At 68.9% G+C, this 22911-nt stretch carries 27 protein-coding genes and 3 tRNA genes; 12 read left to right on the top strand and 18 right to left on the bottom strand.

Features of this window, described 5'->3' with window-relative positions; genetic code table 11:
• Positions 1-83 precede the first annotated feature (83 nt).
• Together J2744_RS12015 and J2744_RS12010 are read left to right on the top strand one after the other, a co-directional pair.
• Positions 84-2138: a DEAD/DEAH box helicase gene (locus tag J2744_RS12015; protein ID WP_210113594.1), complete on the top strand. Its 2055-nt coding sequence runs from the start codon at positions 84-86 to the stop codon at positions 2136-2138.
• Positions 2139-2211: 73 nt separating this feature from the next.
• Positions 2212-2282, top strand: a tRNA-Pro gene (locus tag J2744_RS12010).
• Positions 2283-2727: 445 nt separating this feature from the next.
• Here J2744_RS12010 and J2744_RS12005 read toward each other — a convergent pair.
• Positions 2728-3912: a DNA cytosine methyltransferase gene (locus J2744_RS12005; protein ID WP_210113593.1), complete on the bottom strand. Its 1185-nt coding sequence runs from the start codon at positions 3910-3912 to the stop codon at positions 2728-2730.
• A 303-nt stretch (positions 3913-4215) separates the two neighbouring features.
• Between J2744_RS12005 and J2744_RS12000 the strand changes: the two genes are divergently transcribed.
• Positions 4216-4289: transfer RNA gene (locus J2744_RS12000), tRNA-Phe, on the top strand.
• A gap of 202 nt (positions 4290-4491) precedes the next feature.
• Here the strand turns inward: J2744_RS12000 and J2744_RS11995 are convergent.
• The 5 genes from J2744_RS11995 to J2744_RS11975 form a co-directional block, all read right to left on the bottom strand.
• The gene (locus J2744_RS11995) at positions 4492-5001 is read right to left on the bottom strand and encodes a hypothetical protein (RefSeq protein ID WP_210113592.1); all 510 of its coding nucleotides are present in this window, start codon (positions 4999-5001) and stop codon (positions 4492-4494) included.
• The gene (locus J2744_RS11990) at positions 5001-5504 is read right to left on the bottom strand and encodes a winged helix-turn-helix domain-containing protein (protein ID WP_245203348.1); all 504 of its coding nucleotides are present in this window, start codon (positions 5502-5504) and stop codon (positions 5001-5003) included. Before J2744_RS11990 ends, J2744_RS11995 begins: the two co-directional genes overlap by 1 nt.
• Before the next feature lie 128 nt (positions 5505-5632).
• A complete protein-coding gene (locus J2744_RS11985) occupies positions 5633-5926 on the bottom strand; it encodes a zinc ribbon domain-containing protein (protein ID WP_210113590.1) in 294 nt (97 codons plus the stop codon).
• Positions 5927-6010: 84 nt separating this feature from the next.
• Positions 6011-6178, bottom strand: coding sequence for a hypothetical protein (locus J2744_RS11980; RefSeq protein WP_210113589.1), 168 nt, complete (start codon positions 6176-6178; stop codon positions 6011-6013).
• Complete coding sequence (locus J2744_RS11975; RefSeq protein ID WP_210113669.1) at positions 6175-6777, bottom strand: hypothetical protein; 603 nt, start codon at positions 6775-6777, stop codon at positions 6175-6177. The genes J2744_RS11980 and J2744_RS11975 overlap by 4 nt, the downstream gene beginning before the upstream one ends.
• Before the next feature lie 185 nt (positions 6778-6962).
• On the opposite strand from J2744_RS11975, the gene J2744_RS11970 reads away from it, so the two are divergent.
• Positions 6963-7157, top strand: coding sequence for a cold-shock protein (locus J2744_RS11970; RefSeq protein ID WP_004599158.1), 195 nt, complete (start codon positions 6963-6965; stop codon positions 7155-7157).
• 202 nt (positions 7158-7359) lie between these two features.
• Here the strand turns inward: J2744_RS11970 and J2744_RS11965 are convergent, their stop codons facing one another.
• Positions 7360-7674 carry a 2Fe-2S iron-sulfur cluster-binding protein gene (locus tag J2744_RS11965; protein WP_210113588.1) on the bottom strand — a complete coding sequence of 105 codons (315 nt, stop codon included), beginning with the start codon at positions 7672-7674 and terminating at the stop codon, positions 7360-7362.
• 160 nt (positions 7675-7834) lie between these two features.
• Here J2744_RS11965 and J2744_RS11960 point away from each other — a divergent pair, with 160 nt between their 5' ends.
• From J2744_RS11960 to J2744_RS11945, 4 genes are all read left to right on the top strand, one after another.
• A complete protein-coding gene (locus tag J2744_RS11960; RefSeq protein WP_210113587.1) occupies positions 7835-8971 on the top strand; it encodes a DUF7093 family protein in 1137 nt (378 codons plus the stop codon).
• Between the two features lie 95 nt (positions 8972-9066).
• Entirely contained in the window at positions 9067-9450 is a 384-nt protein-coding gene (locus J2744_RS11955) for a DUF5611 family protein (protein ID WP_210113586.1), read from the top strand.
• 196 nt (positions 9451-9646) lie between these two features.
• The gene (locus tag J2744_RS11950) at positions 9647-10105 is read left to right on the top strand and encodes a universal stress protein (RefSeq protein WP_210113585.1); all 459 of its coding nucleotides are present in this window, start codon (positions 9647-9649) and stop codon (positions 10103-10105) included.
• Positions 10106-10194: 89 nt separating this feature from the next.
• Positions 10195-11172: an ROK family protein gene (locus J2744_RS11945; protein WP_210113584.1), complete on the top strand. Its 978-nt coding sequence runs from the start codon at positions 10195-10197 to the stop codon at positions 11170-11172.
• Positions 11173-11205: 33 nt separating this feature from the next.
• On the opposite strand, the gene J2744_RS11940 is transcribed toward J2744_RS11945, so the two are convergent.
• The gene (locus tag J2744_RS11940; RefSeq protein WP_210113583.1) at positions 11206-12216 is read right to left on the bottom strand and encodes a PrsW family intramembrane metalloprotease; all 1011 of its coding nucleotides are present in this window, start codon (positions 12214-12216) and stop codon (positions 11206-11208) included.
• A gap of 128 nt (positions 12217-12344) precedes the next feature.
• Between J2744_RS11940 and J2744_RS11935 the strand changes: the two genes are divergently transcribed.
• Together J2744_RS11935 and J2744_RS11930 are read left to right on the top strand one after the other, a co-directional pair.
• Complete coding sequence (locus J2744_RS11935) at positions 12345-12740, top strand: DUF7532 family protein (protein ID WP_210113582.1); 396 nt, start codon at positions 12345-12347, stop codon at positions 12738-12740.
• A gap of 2 nt (positions 12741-12742) precedes the next feature.
• Positions 12743-14230 (top strand): DUF402 domain-containing protein, encoded by a 1488-nt coding sequence (locus J2744_RS11930; RefSeq protein ID WP_210113581.1) that lies wholly within the window; start codon positions 12743-12745, stop codon positions 14228-14230.
• A 23-nt stretch (positions 14231-14253) separates the two neighbouring features.
• Here J2744_RS11930 and J2744_RS11925 read toward each other — a convergent pair whose 3' ends face one another.
• From J2744_RS11925 to J2744_RS11915, 3 genes are all read right to left on the bottom strand, one after another.
• Positions 14254-14589: a NifU family protein gene (locus J2744_RS11925; protein ID WP_149799551.1), complete on the bottom strand. Its 336-nt coding sequence runs from the start codon at positions 14587-14589 to the stop codon at positions 14254-14256.
• Positions 14590-14754: 165 nt separating this feature from the next.
• Entirely contained in the window at positions 14755-15093 is a 339-nt protein-coding gene (locus tag J2744_RS11920) for a hypothetical protein (RefSeq protein WP_210113580.1), read from the bottom strand.
• Positions 15094-15191: 98 nt separating this feature from the next.
• Positions 15192-15794, bottom strand: a complete 603-nt coding sequence (locus J2744_RS11915) for a 2Fe-2S iron-sulfur cluster-binding protein (protein WP_210113579.1) — start codon at positions 15792-15794, stop codon at positions 15192-15194.
• 135 nt (positions 15795-15929) lie between these two features.
• Between J2744_RS11915 and J2744_RS11910 the strand changes: the two genes are divergently transcribed.
• A complete protein-coding gene (locus J2744_RS11910; RefSeq protein WP_210113578.1) occupies positions 15930-16412 on the top strand; it encodes an RNA-binding protein in 483 nt (160 codons plus the stop codon).
• A gap of 540 nt (positions 16413-16952) precedes the next feature.
• A complete protein-coding gene (locus J2744_RS11905) occupies positions 16953-17798 on the top strand; it encodes an endonuclease/exonuclease/phosphatase family protein (protein WP_210113577.1) in 846 nt (281 codons plus the stop codon).
• Positions 17799-17821: 23 nt separating this feature from the next.
• Here the strand turns inward: J2744_RS11905 and J2744_RS11900 are convergent, their stop codons facing one another.
• From J2744_RS11900 to J2744_RS11870, 7 genes are all read right to left on the bottom strand, one after another.
• Complete coding sequence (locus tag J2744_RS11900; RefSeq protein ID WP_210113576.1) at positions 17822-18559, bottom strand: DUF1028 domain-containing protein; 738 nt, start codon at positions 18557-18559, stop codon at positions 17822-17824.
• A 76-nt stretch (positions 18560-18635) separates the two neighbouring features.
• Entirely contained in the window at positions 18636-19352 is a 717-nt protein-coding gene (locus tag J2744_RS11895; RefSeq protein ID WP_210113575.1) for an alpha/beta hydrolase, read from the bottom strand.
• A 1-nt stretch (position 19353) separates the two neighbouring features.
• Positions 19354-19968: a VOC family protein gene (locus J2744_RS11890; RefSeq protein ID WP_210113574.1), complete on the bottom strand. Its 615-nt coding sequence runs from the start codon at positions 19966-19968 to the stop codon at positions 19354-19356.
• A gap of 96 nt (positions 19969-20064) precedes the next feature.
• On the bottom strand, positions 20065-21441 hold the full coding sequence (locus J2744_RS11885) for an HD domain-containing protein (protein ID WP_210113573.1): 1377 nt from the start codon (positions 21439-21441) through the stop codon (positions 20065-20067).
• A 16-nt stretch (positions 21442-21457) separates the two neighbouring features.
• Positions 21458-21664, bottom strand: coding sequence for a hypothetical protein (locus J2744_RS11880; protein WP_210113572.1), 207 nt, complete (start codon positions 21662-21664; stop codon positions 21458-21460).
• Between the two features lie 59 nt (positions 21665-21723).
• Complete coding sequence (locus J2744_RS11875; RefSeq protein ID WP_210113571.1) at positions 21724-22581, bottom strand: hypothetical protein; 858 nt, start codon at positions 22579-22581, stop codon at positions 21724-21726.
• Positions 22582-22671: 90 nt separating this feature from the next.
• Positions 22672-22747, bottom strand: a tRNA-Cys gene (locus tag J2744_RS11870).
• Positions 22748-22911 lie beyond the last annotated feature (164 nt).

The following is a 22911-nucleotide window of genomic DNA, read 5'->3' as shown; positions in this document are numbered from 1 at the left end:
GCGCCGCGCACGTGGCGCGCGCCGCGCTGGTACCGACCCCCGAGCCGAACTCCTGAAATACCTACCTCGCGTACCGACGGGCAGTGTCACAGCAGCTGGCCGAGGTCGAGACGCTGTTCCTCCACGAGTCGCGGAGCGACTACACCGTCGTGGCGAACCGCGACGGCAACCGCGTGCTCCGCGGGCGGCTCGAGCTCAAGGAGACCGCCGCCGGCCCGCGCCCGGGGAAGTTCCGGGTGATCCGCGACGGCGAGGACCACCCGCGTCAGCCCGACGAGTTCGTCGACCTCGCGCGGGCGGCCGACCGCATCCGCATCTCCGAGCAGACCACCCCCGAGAACCGGACGCGGCTGAAGGAGATGCTCGACGGCTACCAGCTGGAGGCGACGGCGGTCCGGACCTGCCGGCGCTGCGCGAGCGACGGGCGGTACGGGCCGATCACCTCGGAGGACGCGATCGAACACAACGGCGAGCTGATCTGCCGGGACTGCGCCCGCCGGGAGCTGGAGCGGGAGCTGTCGTACAAAGGCGAGTTCACGGGCGCGGCCGAGGAGCGCCTCGAAGAGCTGCTGTACGAGTCGGGCGACTTGGACCGGATCGTGAGCCTCCTTCAGGGCGGGCTCGACCCCGACCTCACGAAGTACGACGAGGTGTCGGCGAACGTCGACGACGTCTCGCCGGTCCGGACCGAGGACCTCGACCTCCACCCGGACCTCTCTTCGCACCTCCAAGGCAGGTTCGAGGAGCTGCTCCCGGTCCAGAGCCTCTCCGTGCGGAACGGCCTGCTCGACGGGAACGACCAGCTCGTCGTGAGCGCGACCGCGACCGGGAAGACGCTCGTCGGCGAGCTGACGGGGATCGACCGCGCGCTGAAGGGGGACGGGAAGCTGCTCTTCTTGGTCCCGCTCGTCGCGCTCGCCAACCAGAAGCACGAGGACTTCGAGGACCGCTACGGCGACCTGCTGGACGTCTCCATCCGCGTCGGCTCCTCGCGGGTGAACGACGACGGCAACCGCTTCGACCCGCACGCCGACGTGATCGTCGGGACCTACGAGGGGATCGACCACGCGCTCCGGACCGGGAAGGACCTGGGCGACGTGGGAACGGTCGTCATCGACGAGGTCCACACGTTGAAGGAGGGCGAGCGCGGCCACCGCCTCGACGGCCTCATCTCGCGGCTGAAGTACTACAGCGAGAACCGGATGGAGACGCACGCGGGGTACGACGGCACGCAGTTCGTCTACCTCTCGGCGACGGTCGGGAACCCCGAGTGGCTCGCGGAGCGCCTCCGGGCGACGCTCATCGAGTACGAGGAGCGCCCCGTCCCCATCGAGCGCCACGTCACGTTCGCGGACAGCCGGGAGAAGGCGCAGATCGCCGACAAGCTCGTGAAACGCGAGTTCGACACGAAATCGTCGAAGGGGTACCGCGGGCAGACGATCATCTTCACGAACTCGCGGCGGCGCTGCCACGAGATCAGCCGGAAGCTCCGGTACGACTCCGCGCCGTACCACGCCGGACTCGACTACGGCCGGCGGAAGAAGGTCGAGCGCATGTTCGGGAACCAGGACCTCTCGGCGGTCGTCACCACCGCGGCGCTGGCGGCCGGGGTCGACTTCCCCGCCTCGCAGGTGATCTTCGACTCGCTGGCGATGGGGATCGAGTGGCTCTCGGTCCAGGAGTTCTCCCAGATGCTCGGCCGGGCCGGCCGCCCGGACTACCACGACCGCGGCCGCGTCTACCTCCTCGTCGAGCCGGACGGCGTCTACCACGGCTCGATGGACCGCACGGAAGACGAGGTGGCGTTCACCCTGCTGAAAGGCGAGATGGAGGACGTGGCGACCCACTACGACGAGACCGCGGCCGCCGAGGAGACGCTCGCGAACGTCGTCGTGGCCGGCAAGAAGGCCAAGCGCCTCAACGACCGCATGATCGGCGAAGTTCCCACCAAGCACGCGCTCGGGAAGCTGCTGGAGTGGAACTTCATCGACGGCTTCGAACCCACGCCGCTCGGCCGCGGGGTCACCAGACACTTCCTCGCCCCCGACGAGGCGTTCTTCATCCTCGATTCGGTCCGGAAGGGGACCGACCCCTACGACATCGTCGCCGACCTCGAACGGCGCGACGACGAGGAGTGAGGGCGGCTGCGGTCGACCGCGGCGCGGAGCGCAACGAAACCCTTTAGCGGTCGATGCGGGTACGTATAGGCGCGGGGCCGTGGGGTAGTGGTATCCTCGCTGCCTTGGGTGCAGTGGACCTGAGTTCGACTCTCAGCGGCCCCATTCTAACGGTCGATTGGGGCGCTATAGAATGACATGACATATATCTTATAAACAGTGGTGAACGACGGCAGCGACTGCTTATAAACTGATGGGCGGCGGCGCGTGCCTGCGAGGCCGCGTCGCGGCCGAGCAGCGCGCGCGAGGGAGTCAGTCGCCGGAGCAAAGCGGAGGCGACTGACGAGGCTGGGGAGGTAAGAGGTGCGGTGCTGTGCGGAGCGGGGTGGGACTCAAAGGGGCAGCCGCGAGGGCGGCGCAGACGAGGTAAGCACCGCAGCGAGCAACGCGAGCGAGGAGCGCAACGAGTGTGCGCCGCCCTCGCGGCTGGGGCTTTGGAGGTAGTCTCGCTCGATCCGCGGTCGACCAATTATAAGCGAGCGACAGAGGCGTTAGAAGCCTTTTCCACACCGTCGACCGTTGACGACGCCCGCAACGATATTTAAACGTCTCAAGCCAAGTCAGTCAGCGACTGCTGTTCGTACACGTCGGGGTCGGCGGGGGGCGCGTCCCGAATCTCGGGGAAGTACTCTAAGAGCTGGGTCGCCAGTTCCTCGCCGAGTCGGACGGGGACCGCGTTGCCGATCTGTTTCAGCACGTCGGTCTTCGTCCCCTCGAACGCGAAGTCGTCGGGAAACGTCTGGAGCCGCGCCATCTCGCGGGGCGTGAGGTATCGGTCCTCGCTCGGGTGGATGAAGACGTTCGTGCTCACCGTCAGCGACGGCTCGTCGGGGTGGAGCCGGCGGAGGTACGTGCCGTAGCGCTTGACGATCTCCGGCTCGTGCGGGCAGGTGTCGGTGTCCTCGCAGTCGCACTGGTACTTCTTCGTCTTCAGCCGGTCGGGGAGGTCGCGGTAGTAGCCGCCCGGGGGAACGTGGCGGATGCGTTCGAGCGTCTTCTCTTGGGTGTTCGCGTACGTCATGTTCGGGAGGTCGTCGCTCGCGTCCGCGAGCGCCTCGCCCGCGGTGCGCCAGTGCCCCTCGGGGGTCGTCGGCTCGGGGAACCGGATCGGCACGTCGCGGTCGGTGCCCATGAAGAAGATCCGGCGGCGCTTCTGGGGGACGCCGTACTGTTCGGCCTCCAGCACCCGGTACTCGCACTTGTAGCCGTGGGCCGCGAACTCGTCGACGATGAGGTCCTTCACGTACCGGTCGTCGCTGGTCTGGCGGTTGATCAGGTCGCGGACGTTCTCCATCAACACGAGCTGCGGTTCGAGGACGGAGACGACCCGGAGGAACTCCTCGAAGAGGGTGTTCCGGCGGTCCTTCTCCATCTCGTCCAGCTCGATCTGCTCGTTGTTGAGCCGGCTGAACCCCTGACAGGGCGGCCCGCCGATCACCACGTCGATCCCGTCGGGGTCGTGGCCGGCGCGCTCGACGGCGGCGCGGATCGCCGGGGCGTCGAGCTCGCGGACGTCCTCCTCGATGAACTCCACGTCGGAGAAGTTGCGGCGGTAGGTCTCGGCGGCCGGCTCCCACTGGTCGCTCCCGAGGGCCACGTCGAAGCCGGCCCGCTCGAAGCCCAGGTCGAGACCGCCGCAGCCGGAGAAGAAGCCGGCGACGACCGGGGCGTCGGCGCTCGCTTCGGTCGGGGCGTCCGACTCGGAGACGGAATCGCCGTCAGCACCCACCGACATCACCTCGCCCGGACCCGGGCGCGCGTACTCGATCCATTTGCCACTCGGTTCGCCGCGGGCGCATAAAAACGTCACACCTCGGGCGGTGAAGCGCCGGGTCGTCCTCGCCGGGCGGTCAGGCGCGTCGCTCGCGGATCGCCTCGGCGACCTTCTCGGCGGGGATATCGTCCGATACCGAGGAGCGGTCCCGGACCGCGCGACCCGGATTCGAGCGACGCGGGCGGGGCGAGACGTCGACCGGCGGCGTCCGCCCGCGGCCTTTCGAAATCCTTTTGTCTCGAATCGGCGTTGGTGCGAGTGCGAGCCGCCTTAGCTCAGACTGGGAGAGCACTCGACTGAAGATCGAGCTGTCCCCCGTTCAAATCGGGGAGGCGGCATTTTCCTGCGAACCTACAGGGAGCGCAGCGACCGAGTCGTGAGCAGCGAAAATGCTCCCGACCCGATTTGAGCAGACGAGTCGCGAGCGCGAGCGGGGCGAGGGCGAGCGTCTCGGCGAGTTCAAATCGGGGAGGCGGCATATTTCGAGACGGTGAGCGGAGCGAACGTTGAGAAAACGACGCCGTGCGGACCCCACCGGACCTACCCGTTCGGGAGCGCAGCGAGATCGAGACCGACGGGGCGTTCCCGGTCCCACTCGACCGTGAGGACGGCATCTCGAAGCGAGTCGAGGCGTCGCTCGACGACGTCCAGCGGATGTGAGTCGATGAACCCCGCCGGTTCGTGCGCGACGGGCGTCGCACCGTCGTTGACCTGCAGATGGATCGGACCGAGGTCATCGTGCGTGTCGTCCTGATGCCAACCCACCAACAGACTTCGGTCCGGCTCGATCCAGTTGAACCAGTAGTACTCGTGCGGCTCACCAGTGTGCAATTGAAACCCGATCTCGATCCGCGCAGCCGTCACCGGGTACTCGTCGTCGTCCAAGAACTGCCGCGGATTCACGTCGGCGACGACACGGTACGGGCCCGCTTCGCGCGGCTCGGCACGTCTCCGTCGGACGTTGTCGAACTTGCCGTTGAGCCGGTTCCCGATGCGGCCGTGGAGCCGCTTGCTCTGTAGGTTCGTCCGGTCAGCGAGAAAAACGACCATTAGGCGAGCGTCGAGGGAGAGTCAGTCCGCGGCGAGGCGAGTTCGAGAACGTCATCGTACAGCTGGAGGGCGTGTTTCACGAGCCCGAGTTCCGTGTTGATCGCCTCCCACGTGGCGATCGCGTTGCGACGCTCGCGGAGTTCCGCGGCCGAGAGCTCCTCGTCAGCGAGGCGTTCCCGGAACTCGTCGAGTGAGCCGACGTCGTACTCCGCCGCCAGCTCTTCCTGTTCCGCCTTCAGCCCCGTGAGTCGACGCTCCAGTTCCTCACGCGAGTGGGATTCAATCAGGTCCGTCACCTCGTCGAAGAGCATCCGCACGGGGTTCAGGTCGTAGGCTTTCGTCCCGTCGACGGTCGTCTCAGTCACCCAGTCGTCGCTCTCCAGTCGACGGAGTTCATCGTCGGCCGTCGCGCGCGAGACGTCCGCCCGGTCTGCGATTTCCTGTACCGGCGTCGGCTCGTCCAACAGCTCCGCGACGTGCCGGACGCGCTCACGCCCGCTCATGTGCACCGTCCACGGTTCGGAGTTCGATTCGGCCATTCGACCGGACGTTGTACCGTACGACTCAAATAATTTTGTATAGTTCAGATATTCAAGAGAGACCGGTTCCGCGAACACAGATATCGGAGCGGTCACGGATTCGGCCCCAGCGGCGCCGCGCACTCGCGGCAGTAGGCGAACTCGGACGCGTTCTCCGCGCCGCACTGCGGACAGGTAGCGGGCGCCGCTCCGTCGGCGTCCGGATCCGGCGGGTCGCGGTCGTAGACGGGGTCCTCGGTGTAGCGGTCGATCTCACCCTCGCGTCGCTTGCGGCTTCGCTCGCGGCCATCCCGGAAGATCCCGGCGAGGACCCGAATCCCGACGGCCAGCGCGAAGAGCAGCAGCGCGCCGGTCGCGACGAGGGAGAGCGTGCCGACGTCGACCATGGGACCACTACGGGGCGAACACGTAGATAATGTGGGGAGTCAGCACGGCCCGTGGGAGTGGTAGGTTCGGGCGGCGACCCCGACTCACTCGTCGCCGACGAAGACGGTCGCGAGCCGGTCGCCGCAGTGCGGGCAGTTCAGCGTCTGCCACGTGTCGGCGTCGAGGTCGCCGAACGGTTCGGAGCGGCGGGCGTCCGCGGCGGCGACGCTCGCGCCGCACGTCCCGCAGTCGTAGGTGTCAGCGTCGGTCATTCGGGGAGCGAGTACAGGGCGGTCGCCGCGAGGATCCCCGCAGTCTGGCCGATACCGACAAGCGCGACCCCGGTGACGACGCCGGTCGCGGAGGCCGCGAGCGCGGCGACGACGGCACCGGCGACCGAACACGCGGCCGCGGCGTGGTGGACCGTCGAGCGCGGGACTTCCGGGTCGCGCAGGCCCGTGTAGACGAACGCGGGCGCGGGCAGCAGCATCCACCCGTAGAAGGCGACGGCGAGGAGCGCGTCGGCCGGGACCGCGGCCGCGAGCGCCGGCACGGTCCCGTCGCGCGCGAGGAGCCCGGCGACGCCCGCGAGCGTGACCGGCGTCCCCGCGAGGATCACCAACTTCCACGCGCGGAGGACGCCCGTGGCCATGTCGCGCCACGAGGCGACGACGAAGGCGACGAGCAGGAGGCTCATGACGACGTGCGCGACGAACAGCGCGTGCGCGGAGACGACGCCGAGGACCGCCCCCGCGGCGACGCCCCACGCCGCCGGGACCAGCAGCGCGGGACCGTTCTCTCGGAGGGAGAGGGCGGGACCGGCCGCGCGAGACGTGCGAGACACGCACGGCGCTTTCGCGGCCGGAAGGATAAACGTCAGTGTCGGAGGGGTAGTCAGAGAAGCCGACGTATCGGTCGGGATAGCATTGGAAATTCGTCGTACGGTCAATGTAATTCCCCATAACCGGGGCTTTTCGAAGAAGAACGTCCGCAGAGAGACGTGGTAACTGTACACTCGCAATCCTTATGCCCGGCCGGCGCCTCGCTGTAATCGCAATGGCGACCGGAAAGGTTGATTTCTTCAACGACACTGGCGGCTACGGATTTATCGAGACTGACGACGCGGACGACGACGTGTTCTTCCACATGGAAGACGTCGGCGGCCCGGACCTCGAAGAGGGCCAGGAGCTCGAGTTCGACATCGAGTCCTCCGAGAAGGGCCCCCGCGCGACTAACGTCGTTCGGCAGTAAGCCGATCCGAAAGGTGGGTCGGTCCGGCTGACGCCGAACGCGACTCTGACACACGGTACCAAACGTTTTCGTCCGCGTCACGGGCTTCGCGTCCGCCGCGGCCGTATTTTATCACCGACCAGCGCTCCGCTTGCCGCGTGTGCCGCCCGTCGCGTGGACGGCGTTCGCGGTGGACCTACAAAATCGACGGGAGCGGCCGCGCTCAGATGTGCTGCCCGAAGAGACCGCGGCCCTTCGTCACCTCGACGTCGCCCTCGACTTTCGTCTGACAGGCGAGGCGAACGTCGTGGTTCGGGTGGTGCGGCGGGAACCAGAGGCGGGCGCGCTCCTTTTTGCCCGGCTCGCTGACCTCGCCGTCGACCTGAACCGCACAGGAGCCGCACGACCCGCTTCCCCGACAGTTGAGCTGCTCCATCTTGCCGTTGTAGACGGAGAGACCGGCCTCCTTGAGCACGTCGCGTAAGACGGTGCCCTTCTCGCACTCGATTTCCTCGCCCTGATAGGATACGGTAGGCATGTGGATACACGGTACGAGAGCGATCCACAAAGAGCCTGTGTCCGCGGGCCGCGACGACCGAACCGGGCGCTCGACCGGCGCCGTCCCGCGATAACGGTCGTGTGCCGAGCGTCGGACGCCGACGGGGCGTTTTTTACCCTCGGAACCGCAGGGTGGCACAATGGGACTCAGGTGTCTGCTCGGACACGACTTCGGCGAACCCGAACTCCAGCGGGAACGCGAGGAGGACGGCGACGAGGTCGTCACGACCGTCAAGGAGGTGAAGACCTGCGCTCGCTGCGGCGAGACGCAGATCGTCAGCGAGAATACCGAGGTGACGACGATGGAGCAACTGGCCGACGAGGCCGCCGCGAACGCGACCGGCGAGACCGACCCGGCGGGCGAGGGTGACCGCGGGACCGCGGGGGGACCGGCGGCTCCGGGTGAGGGCGAAGCCGCGGTCGACGCCGATGGGACCGCGGGCGTCGGCGCGGCGCCGGGACGCGGCGACGCGGACGAGGCCGCGGGCGCCGGTGACGGGGTGACGCTCGACGAGGAGCCGGGAGCCGGGACCGACGACGCGGTAATCATCGACGACGGACCGTCTGGCGACGAGGGGACCGAAACGGCCGACGCCGGGCCGGATCCGGGGGAGGTCGAGACCCCGACGGGACCGGCGGATGGTCCGGACGCCGCGGGCGAGTCGGCGTCGACGGGACCGAGCCGAGCGGACGAGGACACCGAGCTTTTGGACGCGGGCGAAGGGTCGGCGTCCGGCGGGTCGCCCGCGACCGACGCCGAACCGGAGTCCGCGTCGAGCGCCGAACCGGACGCGGAGAGCGACGACGGCGTGATCCTCGACGAGGACGGGGAGTCGGCCGGCGACCGGGAACGAGGGGCGTGGCCGTCGGTCGACGAGGCGGACGCCGACGCCGACGAGCGGGCCGCGTGGCCCGACAACGGGGGCGAAGACGAGGGGTTCAGCGCGGAGGTCGGCGAGGGCGGCGAGGCCGACGTGGAGTTCGGCGGCGGACTCACCCCGGAGGCCGCGGCGGGGCGAGACGGGGAGTCGGCGGAGACGGAGTACGTCGAAGCGCCGGACGACGCGGAGGCCGTGGCGTTCGACGCGGGCGGTGAGGGCGGAACGGGGATCACCCGCGGGGAGAGTCCCGACCTGGAGACGGCGGGCGGAGACGAGCCGACGGAGTACTACTGTCCGGAGTGCGGTATGGTCCGAGCCGCGGACGGCAGCTCCATGCGCGCGGGAGACATCTGTCCGGAGTGTAAGCGCGGGTACGTCGACGAGCGGCCCCGATAGTCCGACGATCGGCCGGTAATCCGGTAAAAGGCCGCGTCGGCGGCCGAGCGGCCGTGACGAAACTGGTTTACGCCGGCCTGTCGAACGGTCGCGGCATGAAGCAGTACAAGATGCGCCGCGGCGAGCATCTGGACGACCGGATGCCGGACCTGAAAGGTTCCATCGAGGAGTACTTCGGCGATGTCACGGACACCGAGGAGTACGACGGCCACGAGCTGTACGTCGTCGAGGACCCCGACAACCCGGTGTTCGAGCGAATCGTCGCGGGCGCCGCCGAGTACGGGAGCAAGAAGGACAAGCTGGCGGTCCACTTCGAGGAGCGGCCCGCCGAGGAAGTCATCGCCGAGGGGAACGCCGACGCCGCCGCGGACGCCGTCGACGCGAAAAACGAGTTCTTACTGGCGGCGACCGGCCGCGACGCGAAGTCCCGCCGCGACTCGCTGAAGCGCGAAGTCGAGGACGACGCGCCCGACTACTGATCCGCCCGCCGCCGGAGCCGCCCTTCTCTCGTCGAGAGCCGTTCGGAGCGCCCGTAGCGCCTCGCTCGTCCGACCGGCAGCCGTCGGAACCGGAGCCTCGCGGCCGTGAGAGTGTCAGGATCGATCGATTAAATGTTTATTCGGATTTGAGTTAAAACTCCGCTACACTTAACTCGGTCGGAGGCGAAAGGCGTGTATGAGCATCGAAACGGTTGTACTGGCGGTCGGCACCGAAGACGAGAAACGCACCGAGCGGCTCGCAGAGGAGATCATCGCGCTCGCGGAGCCGGCGGACGCCGAAGTCGTGTTGACCCACGTGTTCGGCGAGGAGGAGTTCGACGAGACCCGCGCGAAGCTCGGCTTCGACGCGGACGGCGAGAACTCGACGCCCGACGCGGTCGCGGAACGACACAGGACCACCCGAGAGCTCTCGGAGATCCTCTCCGCGGCCGGCGTGCGACACTCGGTCCGCGGCGCGGTCGGCGACCTCGCGGACGAGGTCGTCGAGACCGCCGAAGGCCTCGGAGCCGACCGCGTCGTCGTCGGCGGTCGGCGCCGCTCGCCGACCGGGAAGGCCGTCTTCGGCAGCGCGGCGCAGAAGGTCATGCTCTCGGCGCCGTGTCCGGTAACGTTCGTCCGCGAGACCGCCTCGTAACGCGATTTCGCTGGAGACGGCTCGTTTTTATTCCCGCTCGACCGCGCGAAGCGTCCCGCTTAAGTGAGACGGGTCCGCCCTTACACCCGATGTACTACGTGGGCGTCGATCTCGGGGCGACGAACGTCCGGGCGGTCGTCGGCGACGAGACCGCGGCGATCCTCGGCTCCGCGTCGCGAGACACCCCGCGGGGACCGAACGGAATCGCCGTCACGGAGGCCGTCTTGGAGGTGATTCGAGCGGCCAGCGCGGACGCGGGGATCGCACCCAGCGAGGCGGTCGCGGCCGGGATCGGCTCTATCGGCCCGCTCGACCTGGCGGAGGGGATCGTCCAGGGTCCCGCGAACCTCCCGGACACCGTCGAGCGCATCCCGCTCGTCGGCCCGGTCGGCCGGCTGCTCGACACCGACGAGGTGTACCTCCACAACGACACCATCGCGGGCGTCATCGGCGAGCGGTTCCACTCCGAACGCAACCCCGACGACATGGTGTATCTCACCATCTCCTCGGGGATCGGCGCCGGCGTCGCCGTCGACGGCAACGTGCTCTCGGGGTGGGACGGCAACGCCGGCGAGGTCGGCCACATGACCGTCGACCCGCACGGGTTCATGACCTGCGGCTGCGGGCTGGACGGCCACTGGGAGGGGTACTGCTCGGGGAACAACATCCCGAAGTACGCCCGCGAACTGTACGAGGAGGACCCGATAGAGACGAGCCTGCCGGTCGAGGACCCCGACTTCTCCGCGGTCGACGTGTTCGAGGCGGCGGGCGAGGACACGTTCGCCGACCACGTGATAGATCAGGTCGCCCACTGGAACGCCATGGGGATCTCCAACGTCATCCACGCGTACGCCCCGCTGGTCGTGAGCGTCGGCGGCGCGGTCGCGCTCAACAACCCCAAGCGCGTCCTCGACCCGATCCGCGAGAAGCTCCCCGAGATGGTGTTCATCAACGTCCCGGAGGTGCGGCTCACCGACCTCGGCGACGAGGTGGTCGTGAAGGGCGCCCTCGCGAGCGCGCTGACGGGCGGGACGGGCGACCGCTCGCGGGTCGAGAGTCCGCCCTGACGGGCGGGAGACCGGAGCGGTGAGTTTCGCGGGCTACTGCTCGAACTCGGTTAGCTCCGGCTCGACCTCGGGATCGACCGCGTCGCGCGTCTCGAGGTACGTGTCGCGGTACCGCCGGATCTTGCGGAGGAGCACGTAGCCGAACGCGCCCTGGAAGACGAGGACGAACCCGAACAGCGCGAGGACCTGCGGGAGACCGAGCAGCTGCGAGGCGACGGCCGTCACCGGGCCGACGAGCGTGTTGTACAACGCGTGGATCGCCGCCGCGAGGACGAGCCCCTTGACGATGATCGGGCCGCGGTGCTCCGGGTTGAACTTCGCCAGCCCCAAGTAGTAGCCCGCGAACGCCGAGTAGATGACGTGACCCGGTCCCGCGAGCGCCCGGAGCGCCGCGATGCCGTCGCCGGCGCCGAGCGCCGCGATACCGACCGTCAGCTCCGCGAGGTCGACGTTCTGGGCGATGTACACGAAGTTCTCGATGACGACGAAGCCGAGACCCGCGATGGCGCCGTAGACGGCGCCGTCGATGACCGCGTCGAACCGGGCGTCGGTGTAGGCGTACAGCCGCACCGCGAGCAGCTTCACCGACTCCTCTATCGGACCGACGACGACGAAGAAGAAGACGACGAGCCCGAGGAAGCCGAACGGCTGGAAGTACGGCTGGAGCAGGCTGTTCAGTATCGCCGCGAACGTCGCGGTGAGGATCGACAGCAGGAACGTCGCCACCAGCAGCGACAGCGGCTCGGCGGTCGTGACGTCCGAGACGTACACGTAGGCGGCCAGACCGAGCGCGGGGATCACGGAGAGACCGAGGAGGATCGCGATGGTCGGGTCGAACAGCAGCCCCAACCCGAACGAGCCGAGGATCGCGAGAAGCCCGACGAGCGCGACGAGGACGATCCCGGCCTTCGCCGAGCGCGTGAGCAGCCAGTACAGCGCGACCGACAGCCCGTCGAGGGAAGTCCGCTCCTCCCAGGTCGCGACGTCGTAGAGGTCGCGGTCGTCGTCGGCCCGGGACGCGATTGGGTCCTCCTCGGATGGCATGCGAGCCGATTGCCCCCCCGGTGACTTAATTGATGGGCGGTATCCGGGAGGCGGACGTGGTGAGGGGCGGAACGACACGACCGCGACGCGGCCGACAGGATTGAAACGGCGGCGGCCGAAGGCGGGGTATGCACTTCGATCCACGGGTCCAGCAGGCCCTCCGAGAGGCCGGACTGGACGCGGACGCCGTCGCCGACGCCTCGGACCGCGCCGCCGAACTCGTCGCCCGCGACGCGGACCGCCTCCGGGCGTTCTTCGACGGCGACGGTCCCTACTACTCGGACATGGAGCCGGCCCACAGCGCGACGGCGATCCAAGAGCACGCGACCGCCGACGTCGACCTGTTCACCCACGGGAGCGACCTCCGCGGCTACCTCTCGCTCGACGGGTGGGGCGTCCCCGTCGAGGGCGGTCGAATCCTCCGAGCGAGCGAGGACGGCGACGATCCGGTCGTCGTCGAACTCTCACTCGGCGACACGGTGAACGACCGGGTTCGGTTCGCGCGCGAGCGCGAGGACCTCTGACGATGCCGCGAGCCCGCGTCCGCGGTATCTACGCGACGGCGCTCACCGCGCGCCTGCTCGATTCGGGCCACGAGGTCGTCGACGCCTCGCCGCCGATCCGGCGGCGCTTCGACGCCGCGTTCGGAACCGAGCCGCCGGACGTCCGGGTCGGGACGAGCGCGGACCGTCAGGGCGTCGGCGCACACGGCGACCCGGATGCGGTCGACGCGGTCCGCGAGGTCCTGACCGGCGCGGGCCGCGACGCGCTCGCGTGGCCGGACCCGACCCCGCCCGGCGCCGTCCTCGACGGCGAGGTGACGGAGACCCTCGGCGGCGGCGCCGTCGTCGACCTCCGCGTCGGCGACGGCGCCGCCGCCGAGGGGTACCTCCCGTACGGCGACGTCGACGCCCGGATAGAGTCCGGGGATCCGGTCCGGACCCAGGTGCGCGAGTCGGCGGCGCCGTGGACCGATCGCCGCCCCGAACTCGCCGGGGAACTGCGGGTCGGCGGCGACCTCGTCGCGCTCGAACCGGGGTCGGGGACGCGGGTCGACGCGCGCAACGACGAGGCCGCGCGAGAACTGTCGGGGATGCTCGACCTGCTCGACCTCGAACCGCCGGCGGGGTGGCGAGCGGTGTGGCAACCCTCGGCCGTCGACGCCGACACGGAGGCGCTGACCGCCGGACTCGACGCGGCGGTCGCGGCCGCCGAGGAGCTGCGCGCGGCGACAGAGTCGGAGGAGGGGACCGGAGCGGCCGGAGGCGACGGCGAGAGCGACGGAGCGGGACTCGGCGTCCTCGACGACCGGAGCCGGCTCCGCGACGCGCCGGTCGCCGTGCCCAACGCCGGCGTCTGGGCCTGGTTCGGCCGCGAGAGCCGGTCCGGACTCGACGACGCGCGCCGGACCGCGACCGCGACGATGCCGGGCCACCACCGCGTGAAGGCGGGGTCGGCCGACGCCTCGGGCGGGGTCGACCTCGCAGAGGCGCTCTGCGACCCCGACCCCGACGCCGAGTTCCCGTTCGCGGTCGTGGCCGACGCGTTCGGCCCGCGCGAGGGCGACGCGCTCCGGATCGACCACGGGAAGCCGGACGGGCGGCTGATCACCCTCGGCGAGGGGACGGTCACGGCGGTCGACGTCGACGGGACCGTCACCGTCGAGCGTGAGATGACCGGCGGCGGAAGCTACGACGGGCTGGGGGTCGCCCGCGAGGCGGGCGACGTCGCCGAGACGAGCCTGAAGGAGGGCCGCTGGTGGTACCCGACGACGTACCGCGGCCGCGACGGGACCGTCCGCGGGACGTACGTCAACGTCTGTACGCCGGTGGAGGTGTTCCCGGACGCGGCCCGCTACGTGGACCTCCACGTCGACGTGGTGAAACGGCCGGACGGTCGGGTCGAGCGCGTCGACGACGACGCCTTAGACGAGTCGGTCGCGGCGGGCCACACCCCCGAGCCGCTCGCCGAGAAGGCGCGGAGCGTCGCGTCGGCGTTAGAGAAGGCGTTGTAGCGGCTGGAACGACCCCGCCGCGTTCAGAAGTGGTTCGCGGACTCGGTCTCGTGTTTGAGTTCGCCGCCGCGGCCGCCCTCGACGGTGGAGGCGCCCTGATCGCCGGAGGAGGCGGTTCGGACCGTCACGTTGTCGACCTCGTCGAAGTCCATGATGAGGTCGCGGCGAATGTTGTCGGCGGTGATGTTCGAGATGCCGCAGCCGGAGCAGGTGCCGCCGAGTTCGACGACGACCTCGCCCGTCTCGGGGTCCGCCTCGCGCACGACGCTCGTGCCGCCGTGCATCTGGATGATCGGCATCTGTCCGACCATCCACCGCTCGACTCGGTCCGCGAGGCTTTCGTCGCTCTCGTCGCTCATTACCTCCCATACAGCGCCGACGGTATGGAAAGTTGCGGTTTAGGAGTCGGCTGCGGAATCGAAAGGAACTGTGTCATCGTCGATGAGACGAAACGGAGCCGGGAGGGACCGCGATCAGTCGAGGTCGTCTCCGGGTCGCTATCGGTCGCGCTCGTCCCCGGGTCGCTATCGATCGCTATCGTCGCTCCGGTCGGTCGACTCGCCGGACTGGCTCGGGAGCCGGGTGGGGTCGGCCGCGTCGTCACCGTTCATCGAGTCGTCGCGTTCGAGCAGGTAGAGGAGGGGACCGAGCGCGGTCAACACGAGGACGCCGGGCAGGGGCGCGTCGGGGACGAGGATCAGGGTGACGAGGCTCGCGCCGCCGGTGAGGACGACGAGCGCGGCCCAGGTCGCCGGCGAGCCGAGGTCGACGCCGACGCGGAGAGCGTCGCGGTAGACGGCCGCGGCGATCAGCGCGACGGCGACACCCCCGCCGCCGGCGACGAGCGCCGTGGTGACGGACATACGAGCGGTTGGAGCGAGACGCGAAAAAGGGTGTCGCGAGCGACCGCGGGGAGAGAAGGGGCGGGAGGGGGTGCGACGGGGAGACGAGATCCGGCGGGTTACGGCGCCTCGCCGGTCTCGATGCTGAAGGAGTCGCGCGGGTAGGCGACGCAGGTGAGCGTGTAGCCGTCGTCGATTTCCGCCTCCTCGAGCATCTGCTGGTTGTCGTGTTCGACGAAGTCCTCGGACGGGCCGTCCGCGATCCGCCCCGCACAGGAGACGCACTGGCCCTGCCGGCAGGCGTACGGGAGGTCCCATCCCTCGTCTTCGCCCTGCTCGAGGATGGGCTGGTCGTTCGAGAGCTCGACCGTCTCGCCCTGCTTGACGAACTCGACCTCGAAGTACTCCACCTCGTCTTCGGGGATGTCGCCGGGACCGGAGCTGGCGGTCCCGCCCTCTTCGAGTTCGCCCTCCTCGCCGTCGCCGCCGGCCGGAATGGCGCCACCGCCGCCACCGCCGCCGATCGCGCGGTTGCCCGGCTCCGGGAACTCCGTCTCCGGGACCGCGGCCGCGCGGCGTTCGAGCACTTCCTCGGAGATGTCGGTCGTGGGTTCCCACCCCGTTCCTCTCACCGAGGTGACGAGAACGACGAGCAGCGTCGCGACCGCCGCGAGCACGATCGCGGGCGGGTTCGCGACGTTCGCAATGAGCGGATTAAGCATACGAACCGATATGGAGAGGTGGCATAAGGCCGTTTTGATCGATCCAACCGCGTGAGACCCCCGACGGCGGGGACCGGACGACGCGCCACGCCGCGGAGCGGTCCATTTATCGGCCGAGCGGTCGACGGGACCCCCATGGAAGTGAAATCGCGGCACCACCTCCGGAGCGACGAGATCACGGCGATCCGCGAGGCGGTCGCCGACCACCTCGGGGTCGACATCGACGGCGACACGTTCGAGTTCGTGGAGTTCGTCGACGCCGGCTACGAACTCGTCCTGGTCGACGGCGACCCCGCCGTCTTCTACGTCGACGACGACGAGCCGTTCCTCACCGTCCGGGGCGCGAACGACTTCGACCCGGAGACGGGCGTCGTCACGGTCGACGCGGGCGCGGTCTCGTTCGTCTCCGACGGCGCCGACGTGATGCGCCCGGGCATCGTCGAGGCCGACGAGGCGATCCGCGAGAGCGATCTGGTCGTGATCGCCGAGGAGTCTCACGGGAAGGTGCTGGCGGTCGGCCGCGCGCTGGTCGACGGCGACGAGATGGTCGGGGACAGCGGGAAGGTCGTCGAGTCGATCCACCACGTCGGCGACGACCTCTACGAGTTCTCGGTGTGAGCGCGCGAACGAAGACGGCGACTGCTATTTATAAATAGTGCCGCGGTGGCGCGTGCCTGCGAGCGGCCGCCCTTGGCGGCCGCGAGACAGCACGCGCGAGGTCGCCGGCGCTACGCGCCGGCTGCCAGAGGGACCTTCGGTCCCTCGCTGGAGTCGGTGGTCCGGAGCGAAGCGGAGGACCACCGACGAGGCTGGGGAGGTGTGTGGTGCTGTGCCGTGCGGGGTGGGACTCAAAGGGGCAGTCGCGAGGACGAAGCACGGCGTTCACGAGAGCTTCGCTCTCGTGAGCCAACCAGAACGCGAAGCGTTCTGGTGACGACGCAAGCACCGCAGCGAAGGAGCGCGAGCGACTGAGCGAGGAGCACAGCGAGCCGCGCGAGTCCTCGCGGCTGGGGCTTTGGCGGTGTTCACCGTCGACGCAGTAACGTCTATTTATAAACGATCGATCGAGGTATCGACACTGTACTCGTCGACACCATCCCGATCGTCTCCGCGATTGCTCCGCTCCTTTTAATCGCCTCGCCCGAGACGCCCGACGTAATGACCGCGATCCGGGTGGTAAGCTACAACGTCCGCTACGCCAACCGCGGCGATCACCACGACGCCTGGCACGACCGGCGCGACGCGGTCGGGCGACTCGTCCGATTTCACCGACCCGACGTCGCCGCCTTTCAGGAGCCGCTACCGGCCCAACGCGACGACCTCCGCGAGCGGCTCCCGGCGTACGAGTTCGTCGGACGCGGCCGCGAGGAGGGCGGGAAGGGAGAGGGGTGCCCGATCGCGGTGCGGAGCGACCGCTTCGAGGTCCTCGACAGCGACACGTTCTGGCTCTCGGAAACTCCCGAGGAGCCCTCGACCGACTGGGGCGCCGCCCACCCGCGGATCGCGACGTGGGCACGGGTGCGCGACGTCGACGGCGACACCGCGCTCCGCGTCGTCAACACGCACTTCGACCACGTGAGCGCCCGCGCGCGGCGCGAGGGCGCCCGCCTGCTCCGCGAGCGGATCCCGGAGACAGCGGGCGAAAGCGAGACCGAATCCGACGGATCGACGCCGGTCGTCCTCGTCGGCGACCTCAACTGTACGCCGGGGTCGGATCCGCATCAGATCCTCGTCGGTGACGACCCCGAAACCGACGGAAACGCCGCCGGGACACCGACCGAGGACCGCGTCGCGCTCCGCGACGCCGCGACCGCCGCCGACCTCCGACACGGACCGTCGACGAGCCTCACCGACTTCTCGCGACTCATCGACGGGCGCCGGATCGACCACGCGCTCGTCTCGCCCGAACTCTCGGTCGAGGCGTTCGGAACGCTCGCGGACCGCGACGACCGGGGGCGGTACCCCTCCGATCACCTGCCGATCCTCGCGCGGCTGTCGCTGTAGGGGTTCGCCGTCGTCCGCGGTCGCTACTCCCCGTCCCCTTCAGTCTCGCCCTCGGTCGCCTGCTCCGCCCCTCCGTCTTCCGCATCCTCGGCGTACTTCTCTAAGATCGTCTCGTAGCCGCGCTTGGCGGTCTCGTACGTCTCGCGGAGGTCGGCCACGGGCGTCTCGCTCGCGTCGACGCGGAGGTCGTTGTAGTACGGGTCGTCGGTCTCCTCCTCGGTGTTACACACGATCAGCGCCGCGGACTGGACTTCCAGATCCTCGCGCTTGTCGCCGCCCGCGGCGTGGCCCGCCGCGAGCGCGTCGATCAGCCGCTCGGCGAGCGGCGCGTCGCCGTGCGCGTCCGACTCGTAGGCGGCCGCGGTGTCCGCTATCACGTCCTCACCGGTCAGGAGGTTGCCCGCGACGGTGTAGTTCTGGCCCTCCCGGTGGCCGTACCAGTCGTTACACTCGTCGCCGGAGAACGCGAACGTCCCGTCGGCGTCGACGCCGTGGAGCTGGCGCTGGGCGCTCCCCTCGTCGGCGTTCAAGAGGGCCTCCAGCGCGTCGTCGACCGCCAGCCCGTCGCCGAGGTACTCGATCCCCTTCCGTCCCAACTCGACGTTGACGAGCGACTGGGTCGCCACCGCACCGTCGGACGACGCGAACGGGCAGAGGGTTCCCACGCCCGGCAGGCGGGTGGTCACCGCCACGCCGAACCGAGTCTGGTCGCCGCCGTCCTCGCCGGTGTACCGCTCGCGAACGCAGATGCTGAACGTCACACGGGTCCTGCGTCCGCGTCCCGCAAAAGAGTGCGCTCCGGGGCCGATGGTTCCGGTTTTCCGACGGCGCGCGGGCTTACGCGAGGTCCGCGACCATCGCCGACACCGCCGCGACCTCGTCGTCGTTGATCCCGTGGCCCATCCCGTCGTAGATCCGCTCGTCCACGTCGGCGCCGAGCGCCTCCAGCACCGCGGTGGTCTCGTGGACCCGCTCTTCGGGAATGTGCGGGTCGACGTCGCTACAGCCGATGAACGCGGGCGTGCCGGCGAGGGGACCCGCGTCGCCGTCCGTCGACCTCTTCCCATCGTCGTCGGTCGCGTCCGCGAGGTAGTCGTCGACGTCGATCGACTCCCCGATCAGCCCGCCGCTGAAGACGGCGAGTCCGCCGTACCGGGTCGGGTTCCGGCCGACGAACTCGCTCGCGAGACAGGCGCCCTGCGAGAAGCCGCCGACGAGGACGCGGTCGCGAGCGATCCCGGCGTCGACCGCGCGGTCGACCGCACCGCCGACCGCCCGGAGTCCGGAGGTCCGCCCCGGCTCGTTGTCCGCGACCGGCGAGAGGAACGAGTTCGGGTACCAGGTGTTGCCCGCGGCCGCCGGTGCCAACAGGGCGACCGCGACGTCGCCGGCGAGCTGCTCGCCAAGATCGACGACGCTGCGGGCGGTCGCGCCGCGGCCGTGAACGAGCACGAGCGCAGCGTCGGCGTCGTCGAGCGGCGTTCCGGCCGTGACCAGCGGCTCGTCGCCGTGCGGGTCGTCGCCCGCGTGCGACCCCGGAGACCGGCCGGCCATCTCAGACCCCCACGCCGGCGTCGGCGTCGGGGAGATCGTGTTTGTTCACCGGGAGACCCAGCGCTTCGAGGGCGCCCTCCATGTGCCGGTCCTGCGCGAAGTCGGCCCCGTCCTCCTCGCGGAGGCGCTGTGCGGTCGCGAGCACCTCGCCCTTGCGGCCGTCCGGGATCTCGTACTTGTCGGCCGACAGCTCGATGACAAGTCCGTTGTTGTCCTGGGTGTAAATCGAGTGGAAGATGCCGCGGTCGAACACGTTGTACCCCTTCCCCGCCTCTTCGAGCGCGGCCATGATATCCTCGTACTCGTCCGGCTCGACGCTGAAACACAGGTGGTGGACGGCACCGGTGTTGATGCGCTGCCCGCGCGTGGACGCCCGCTCGTCGCTCACGAACACCGTGAGGATCCGACCGTCGCCGGTGTCGAAGAAGAGGTGCGTCTGCGAGGGGTCGTCGAGGTTCGGCTGCCGCAACACGAGCGGCATCCCGAGCAGATCGCGGTAGAACGCGAGCGTGTCCTCCTCGTTGCTCCCCCAGACAGTGATGTGATCGGTGCCGCTGGTGTGGAACGGTGCGTCCGGACGCTCCGACGTGACCGGAGCCGGGTTCTCGTCGCTCATACCAGTACGGAGGCGACCGATCCGTATAAAAGCGAACGGGACGGGAGCGTGACCGGCTGACACCGATGTTATCGGTTCCGACCTCGATCGGCGCGTTCAGCCGCCGTACTCCGCCCGGAACCGCTCGACGAGCCACCGGGTCGCGCGCTTTCTGTTCCCGTCCGGGACGTAGACGAACGGGATCGGGCTGTCGAACGCGCGGTCGCCGTACAGCCCCCAGTCGCCGGCCGACCGCGTCGTTCCCCCGTAGGCGATCGGGATGTCGGCCAGTTCAGAGGGCTCGTACTCGGGAACGTACGACCGCTCGATCCACACGTCGTGAACCGGGACGCCCAGTTCGTCCGCGAGCTCGCGTTCGAGGCGGTCGTCGCCCGAAACGAGCCACTCGCCGAACGCCTCGCGGTCGACGTCGATCCGGTCCGCGTAAGCGATCCGGTGTTTCCAGCAGGTCGTCGGGAACCGCCGCGAGCGGTACCGGTCGTACAGCGTCGCGAACGTGGTGTCCGGTCGGTCCCGCGCGAGTCGGCGCAGCCGCTCGGCGACCGTGTTGTCGTCGATCTCCTCGTCGAGGATACCGTCCACCGTCACCGGCGGGTCGCCCGTCAACGCGGCCGCCCGCTCGGTGAGATCGCGGAGCAGCGCGTTCGCGTACACCGACTTGTGGTGTTGCGTCACCCACATGTACAGCGCGATCCGGCCCTCGAGGTAGTTTCCGAGCGTCGAGAGCGCCTTCTCCGAGAGCGCGAGCCCCTCGTCGGGGTGGGCCGTGTAGGCGTCGACCATGCGGTCGGTGTCGAAGTTCAACACGTTCGCGCCCGTCATCCAGTTGTCCCGGGAGATGTAGTCGAGGCGGTCGACGTCGACCGGCGAGTGAAGCAGCTGTGCGCCGAGTCCGTGCTGCCACGGTCCCCCGCGTTCGTACACCAAACTGTATCCCAGGACGTACGCGCACACCTCCTCCGGGTCGACCGACAGCGACCGGAGCGCGTCGCCGAAGCGGTCGAGTATCAACAGGCAACCCAGAAGTTCGTGCGGACTTGCCTCGCGAATCGGGGTTTCGCCGAGTCCGGCCTCCCGGAGCGACGCGACGAAGCCGCGCGCGGCGAGTCGGTCCCGAAGCCCCTCCGGATCGAGGAACCGTTCACAAACGTGCGAAAACGGGGGATGACCCACGTCGTGGAGCAGACACGCACACTCCAGCGTGGACTGAATCTCGTCTAACGTCTCCGGCGACGTCTCCCGGGTGAAGTACGGCTCCTCTCGGAGGTTGTCGAAGACGCGACGACCGAGGTGGTAGACGCCGAGGCTGTGTTCGAACCGCGTGTGATTGGCCGCCGGATAGACGAGATGCGTCGCCGAGAGCTGTTTGACGTACCGAAGCCGCTGAAACGCCGACGTGTCGATCACGCGCTCGACGACCGGATCGGCGAGTTCGATGTATCCGTGGACGGGGTCTTTGATCTGTGTGGTCATATGGGGGTGGATGCGGTCACCGCCGCCAGATAGGCGGTGCGACGCCGAGCGCCCGAGCGACGAACGGGTAGCCGAAAGCGATAGCCAGCACAAGCGCCATCGATGCCACAAATCCGAGACCTCCGAGAGCGCTGTCGACGACCGCCAACGCGACGAACACGGCGACGAACATCACCGCCCAGTGGGGAGCGAGCTGTCGCACCTTCTCCGGCATCGAAGCCATGTCCGCAGTAGTGGTCCCGCCGAGTAGTGGCTGTCGGTGGAAAGCCGGGCGACCGCCGATCAGTACCGCGACGGAATGAACGCCATTCCGGCGAGCATGATCGACGACAGAACCGAGAGGATGAGCACGCGCGAGAGACCGCTGTTGTACTGATCAAACCGATCTATCTCGGCGACCTGCGCCTCGTACGCCTCGATATCCGTCGACATCCGAAGCGTCGAGGCGTCGGGGAAGTGCGCGATGTAGTCCGTGTCGCCGAGCGTCACCGTCGACTCCTGAGCGACCTCAATTGTCTCCGTGTCGGTGACCTCCCACGCGAGCACGGCGCCATCGGCCGTCACCTCGTCGACCGTAACCGTCTGCCCGTCGTATTCGAGCGTCTCGCCCGTCGCGACCGAGCGTTCCTCGGGCGCGGGGAAGTACCCGTCGACGGGCACCAGCGTCCGCTCGCCGGAGTCGTCTGTCACCGCGACGTACTCGCCGTCCTCGAGCGTTACGGTCTCGTTTTCCGCCGCGTCGTCGGCTTCGAGGATCGCCTGCCGGTCGAGCACCTCGACGAGCGTGAACTCGGTGGCGTTCTCGCCAGAGATTTCGACACGCCACTCGCCCTCCCCGACCGAGACCGTCGACCCGTTCGTCCACGTTTCGGACGTTTGCGTGGTGAAGTTACGCTCAAGCGTCCCCGAGATAACCGTCGTCGCCGCGCCACCGTGGCCACCGCCACCCTCCTCCGTCTCCGAGATATCGGTCACGACGTACGATTCGTCGTCGACGGGAATTGTGTCACCCTGAGAGACGTCAACCTCCGGGTTCTCCAGCGCTATCTCCGGACTATCGGCCGTCGCGGTCATCGCGCCCGCCACGCCAGCGATGGCGAGGAACAGCGCGACGAACACGGCTACAGCGCGTCGTTGCATAGTTCACGCATGGGTCACCCGGTGTTTAACGGTTACTAAGCGGGTCAGTTCGCGAGACCGATCCGGGATCGGATCTCGAGTAGAAACAAAAGCCAAGGGCCGGATTTGAACCGGCGTTGGGCGGCTCTGCAGGCCGCTGCGTCTGACCGGACTCTGCCACCTTGGCGCAATCGGACGTACCGCTGTCGAGCGTTTAAGCTTAGCGGTCGCGTGTGGGACGGCGCGCCCGCTCTGGACGTAAAGAAAGCCCACGGACGCAGCGTCCGTGGGCTGTAAGGGAGTTGTCTCCCGTATGAATGGACAGGCGGCGACTCGTGGTTCCCAGAGGAT

The sequence above is a fragment of the Halorubrum trapanicum genome, assembly GCF_017873555.1.
Taxonomy (GTDB): Archaea; Halobacteriota; Halobacteria; order Halobacteriales; family Haloferacaceae; genus Halorubrum; species Halorubrum trapanicum.
The sequence above is the reverse complement of the archived record's forward strand: the minus strand, read 5'-3'. Positions and strand labels throughout refer to the sequence as shown.